The organism is Pseudomonas sp. BAY1663 (assembly GCF_000582595.1).
Taxonomy (GTDB): Bacteria; Pseudomonadota; Gammaproteobacteria; order Pseudomonadales; family Pseudomonadaceae; genus Stutzerimonas; species Stutzerimonas stutzeri_AF.
This window is the reverse complement of sequence record NZ_AZSV01000151.1, coordinates 1-4,917: the sequence shown is the minus strand read 5'-3', so window position 1 is coordinate 4,917 and position 4,917 is coordinate 1. Positions and strand designations below refer to the sequence as shown.

General features: G+C 69.5%; 3 protein-coding genes and 3 pseudogenes. 3 read left to right on the top strand and 3 right to left on the bottom strand.

The window, feature by feature from the left end; genetic code table 11:
• Positions 1-181 (bottom strand): annotated as a pseudogene (locus tag BAY1663_RS22045) (aminopeptidase); the annotation flags it as partial.
• A 124-nt stretch (positions 182-305) separates the two neighbouring features.
• Here BAY1663_RS22045 and BAY1663_RS22040 point away from each other — a divergent pair.
• The 3 genes and pseudogenes from BAY1663_RS22040 (at position 306) to BAY1663_RS22035 (ending at position 2,263) form a co-directional block, all read left to right on the top strand.
• The gene (locus BAY1663_RS22040; RefSeq protein ID WP_037045117.1) at positions 306-731 is read left to right on the top strand and encodes a hypothetical protein; all 426 of its coding nucleotides are present in this window, start codon (positions 306-308) and stop codon (positions 729-731) included.
• A 96-nt stretch (positions 732-827) separates the two neighbouring features.
• Positions 828-1,236, top strand: a pseudogene (locus BAY1663_RS24265) (hypothetical protein).
• A gap of 25 nt (positions 1,237-1,261) precedes the next feature.
• The gene (locus BAY1663_RS22035; RefSeq protein WP_037045114.1) at positions 1,262-2,263 is read left to right on the top strand and encodes an LLM class flavin-dependent oxidoreductase; all 1,002 of its coding nucleotides are present in this window, start codon (positions 1,262-1,264) and stop codon (positions 2,261-2,263) included.
• A 32-nt stretch (positions 2,264-2,295) separates the two neighbouring features.
• Here the strand turns inward: BAY1663_RS22035 and BAY1663_RS22030 are convergent, their stop codons facing one another.
• Together BAY1663_RS22030 and BAY1663_RS22025 are read right to left on the bottom strand one after the other, a co-directional pair.
• Positions 2,296-2,511: a dodecin gene (locus BAY1663_RS22030; RefSeq protein ID WP_037045112.1), complete on the bottom strand. Its 216-nt coding sequence runs from the start codon at positions 2,509-2,511 to the stop codon at positions 2,296-2,298.
• 607 nt (positions 2,512-3,118) lie between these two features.
• Positions 3,119-4,875 (bottom strand): annotated as a pseudogene (locus tag BAY1663_RS22025) (ABC transporter ATP-binding protein).
• Positions 4,876-4,917 lie beyond the last annotated feature (42 nt).

The following is a 4,917-nucleotide window of genomic DNA, read 5'->3' as shown; positions in this document are numbered from 1 at the left end:
GGCGTCCTGCCCCCGGGTCGGCGACCAGCGCCGCGACCGGCTGGCGCTGGCGCAGCAGCTGCAGTTGCCCCGTCGCCAGTTGGCCGTAGTAACTACTGCAGCCGATCAGACCAACGGCAAGCAGCACGGGAACCCAGCGCAGGGTACGGCGGTCGATCAAGGCGGCGTTGGCTTTCGGCATCGGGAAACCGTAGAGGTCGAGACTGGCGCACCCTACAAAGCCGCGCGCCGCAAGCAATCCCGCGTGCCGATCACTCTTGCAAAATCCCTTGCCGGGCCCCGTGGTTCCCGGCTGGAGTTCGTAAATGCGCGGTTTCCTCCTTGTGTTGTTGCTATCCAGTCTCGCCGGCTGCTCGCTGTGGCTGCCCAAACCCGACCCGGCGCAGGCCTGGATCGAACTCACCCCCCACGGCGAAACCCGTCTGCAGGCGCTGGCGGTGGACGGCCGGGCGCTGGACGACGACCGCTACTTCCAGGTCATGCCCGGCAGCCGCACGCTGGAGATGCGCTACCGCTTCGAGGTCGACGGCGACGACATCGGCCCGGGCAGCGCACCGCTGCCGCGTGATTGCCGGCTGACCCTGGCATACGACCGCTTCGCCGCCGGCTCGCACTATCGCCTGGTCGCCGGCGGCTACGGCTTCCGCCCCTGGGCCAAGCTCTACGACCAGCACCAGTACCTGCTGGCCCGCGCCGAGGAACAGGGTTGCGGCGACCTCGCCGGGCGTTGAGCGCACGTTGAAAAGCCGCGCCATCTGGCGCAGGCTCGACGGATGACGACGGGGCCGGAACGCCTCGTCCCGCCCATCCGCCCGGAGGGTTACCCCATGCGCCTGCTTCCTGCCCCGCTGCTCGCCCTGGCCCTGGCCGGGTGCGCCAGCCCGCTGCCGCCGCACGATCCGAACATGGCCTGGGTCGACATGACGGCGCAGCCCAGCGACATCTTCATGTCCGACCGCCTGGACCGCAAACGCACCCCCGACGGCCGCTATTTCCTGGTGCCGCCGGGCGCCCATGAGCTCGAGGCACGCTACGAATTCGAGGTCACCGGCGGCGCCTTCGGCCTGTTCGGCGAAACCCACACCATGCGCTGCACCCTGGTGATCCGCTACGACGATTTCCAAGCCGGCCGGCGCTACCTGTTCCAGGCCCGCTCGCTGGGCTTCACCCCGCAGCTGGCTGCGCGACGAGCAGCGCAACGTACTGGTCGAAGCCAAGGCCGAGCACTGCCACTGACCGTCTTCATTGTCCGAGGAACCCTATGTCCCGTATTGCCCAGACCCGTTTTTCCGCCCTCGACCTGGCGCCAATCCGCGACGACGGCACGCCGGCGCAGGCGCTGCACAACGCCCTGGCGCTGGCCCGGCATGTCGAGGCGCTCGGCTTCGAACGCCTCTGGGTCGCCGAACACCACAACATGGACGGCATCGCCAGCGCCGCCACCGCCGTGCTGATCGGCTATCTGGCCGCCCATACCGAACGCATCCGCCTCGGCGCCGGCGGGGTGATGCTGCCCAACCATGCGCCGCTGGTGATCGCCGAGCAGTTCGGCACGCTGGAGGCGCTCTACCCCGGGCGCATCGACCTGGGTCTGGGACGCGCGCCGGGGGCCGATCAGTTCACCGCCCAGGCGCTGCGCCGCGACCGCATGGGCAGCGCCGACGATTTTCCACAGGATGTCGAGGAGCTGGAAATGCTGCTCGGCCCGCGCCAGCCGAACCAGCGGGTGATCGCCATGCCCGGGGTGAACAGCAACGTGCCGATCTGGCTGCTCGGCTCCAGCCTGTTCAGCGCCCAGCTGGCGGCGGCCAAGGGCCTGCCGTATGCCTTCGCCTCGCACTTCGCGCCGCGCTACATGCACCAGGCGATCACGCTCTACCGCGACAACTTCCAGCCCTCGGCGGTGCTCGACGAACCCTACGTGATGCTCGGCGTGCCGCTGATCGCCGCCGACAGCGACGAGCGGGCCGAATACCTGGCCACCAGCGTCTACCAGCGCATCCTCGCGCTGATCCGCGGCCAGAGCCTGGTGCTGCGCCCGCCGGTGCAGAGCATGCAGGGGCTGTGGCTGCCGCACGAGCAGCAGGCGGTGGGCGACTTCCTCGGCCTGGCGCTGGTCGGCGGGCCGCAAAAGGTCCGCGCGCGGCTGGAGGTGCTGCTGGAGCAGACCCGTGCCGACGAGCTGATCTTCACCTGCGACCTCTACGAGACCGCCGACCGCCACCGCGCCTTCGAGATCGTCGCGGGGCTGCGCCAGGGCTGAAGAGCGCTGGCGCGCCAGCCGCCGCCGGCGCGTCAGCTGTTCTTGAGACGGAAGCCGATCTTCACGCTGACCTGGAAATGCGCGACCTGGCCGTCGGCGACATGCCCGCGGATCTCGCCGACCTCGAACCACTCGATGTTCTCCAGGGTCTTGCCGGCTTCGGCGATGGCATTACGGATGGCCTCGTCGATGCTGTTGCGCGACGAGCCGACGATCTCGATCTTCTTGTAGGTGTGGTGATCCGACATGAACCTCTCCTCTGCTTCGCCGGGGCTCCGCCCGCATGAACGCGTCCTGCCTGAATTGAGGCTAGCAGTACCCGGCGAAGTTCAGGCGCAGGGTGGATAAGGCGAAGCTTATCCGCCGCTGGGCCTGCCCGGCGGCATCGATCCGGCTGGCAGGAGGCGCATCGCGCTTCGTCTAGGAGCCCGGGGGACGCCGGGTCCTTGCCGGCGATCGGCGTTGCCCGCCACCGTGGTTCGCCCGCAAGCGGGCTACGACGGTGCACAAAGGGGAATCCGCGTTCATGCCGACCGGACGCGTGGAAAATGCTGCGCAGTTTTCCACCCTACGAACCTCTCCCTGCAGGAGCGTGGGAACGAGCGGTAGGGTGTGCTCCGCGCACCAGCAAGGTATCGAGCCATCCCGAAGCCCGCGGTGCGCGCAGCGCACCCTACGCGAGTCGGCGGTAGACGTAGGGTGGATAACGCGAAGCTTATCCACCGCTGGGCCCCGGCGTTGCGGCGGATCGCCCGCAAGCGGGCTCCTACAACGGTGCAAACAGGGGAATCCGCGTTCATGCGCACCGGACGCGTGGAAAATGCTTCGCAGTTTTCCACCCTACCGGCATGCGCTTCATCGGTGCAGCCCGCCCGGACGGCCGAAACCTTCGGCCTGCATGCGCCACAGCGCGTCGAACTCGCCGCCGCGCCGGCGCAGTTCGTGCGGTGCGCCGTCCTCGACGATGCGTCCGTCGCGCAGCACGACGATGCGGTCGAAATGGGCCAGGGTCGACAGCCGGTGCGCCACGGCCAGCACGGTGCGGCCCTGGATCAGCTGGTTCAGGGCATCCTGGATCTCCGCCTCGGACTGGGTATCCAGCGCCGAGGTGGCCTCGTCGAGGACCAGGATCGGCGCGTCCTTGAGGAACGCGCGGGCAATGCCCAGGCGCTGGCGCTGACCGCCGGAGAGCATCACCCCGCGCTCGCCGACCAGGGTCCGGTAGCCGTCGGGCAGGGCGCGGATGAAGCCGTCGCAGAAGGCGTGCCGCGCCGCCGCGAACACTTCCTCGTCGCGGGCCTCGGGGCGGCCGTAGCGGATGTTCTCGAGGATGCTGCGGTTGAACAGCGCGGTTTCCTGCGGCACCACGGCGATCTTCTCGCGCAGGCTGTCCTGGCTGACCTGGCGGATGTCCTGGCCGTCGATGAGGATGCGCCCGCCCTGCACGTCGTCCAGGCGCTGGATCAGCGCGATCAGCGTCGACTTGCCGGCCCCCGAGGCACCGACGATGCCGACCTTCTGCCGGCGGGGATGTGCAGGCTGAAATCGTCGAACACCGGCGCGCGTCCCGGATAGCCGAAGCGGATGCGTTCGAAGTCGATGTCGCCCTCGTCCAGGGTCAGTACCGGCTCGGGGTCTTCCAGGCCGTGGGGCTGGTTGATGATGCGCAGGGTGTCGGCGATGGCGCCGACCTGCTGGGTGGTGTCGACCAGCGCCAGGGCCAGGTCGCGCGAGCCGTGCAGGATGCGGAAGGTGAGCGCGCTGACCAGCACCACGTCGCCGGCGCTGACCGCGCCGCCGAGCCAGCTGCGCACCGCCCAGACCAGCATGCCGCCGGCCATCAGTGACAGGCAGATGTCGTGCAGCACCCGCGCCTTTTCCAGGTACATCCAGCTGCGCCGCTGGGCGTGGGCCTCGTAGCCGATCTCCTGGGCCAGGCGTTCGGCCTCGCGGTCGCGGGCGGAGAAGGCCTTGATGGTCCAGACGTTGGACACCGCGTCCACCAGCTCGCCGCCGACCCGCGCGGCCTGGGCGGCGAAGCGCTGGTGCCTGCCGCGCCCGCGGATGCCGAAGCCGGTGATCAGCAGCGCCACCAGCAGGACGAAGCCGATCAGCGCCACGGCCATGCGCCAGTCGACGGTGAACAGCACCACCACCGCGCCGAGGAAGTCGACGATCGGCGGCACGATCTTCCACGCAAGCCCGCCGTAGAGGGTGCCCGCGGCCTGGCCCACGGCGGAGATGCGGTTGCCCAGCGCGCCGGCGAAGTGCTCGTTGAAGTAGCGCATCGGATGGCCGGTGAGGTAGCGGAACAGGTCGACGCGGATGTCCACGCAGCTGGCCACCACGGTGCGGCAGCCGAGCCAGCCGCCGAGGCGCCAGAAGACGTTCTCCACCACGATCAGGCCGAGGAACAGCCACAGCGGGAACCAGACGTCGGCGCCGCCACGCTCGCCGCCCTCGGCCATGGCATCGACCAAGAGCTTCATGCCGTACTGCACCGCCACGGCGCAGATCGCCGCGCTCACCACCAGCGCCAGCAGGCCGCCGAAATGCCAGGGCCGGGCACGCACGTAATGCCAGAGGAACGCCAGAGGCCGGCTCGGCAGCACCCGGCGGCGGCGCGCGTCACGGCCGGGGCGTTCATGCCGGCG

Coding starts and splice junctions, on each gene's coding strand:
- BAY1663_RS22040 (WP_037045117.1), top strand. CDS start 306: ATGCGCGGTTTCCTCCTTGTGTTGTTGCTATCCAGTCTCGCCGGCTGC.
- BAY1663_RS22035 (WP_037045114.1), top strand. CDS start 1,262: ATGTCCCGTATTGCCCAGACCCGTTTTTCCGCCCTCGACCTGGCGCCA.
- BAY1663_RS22030 (WP_037045112.1), bottom strand. CDS start 2,511: ATGTCGGATCACCACACCTACAAGAAGATCGAGATCGTCGGCTCGTCG.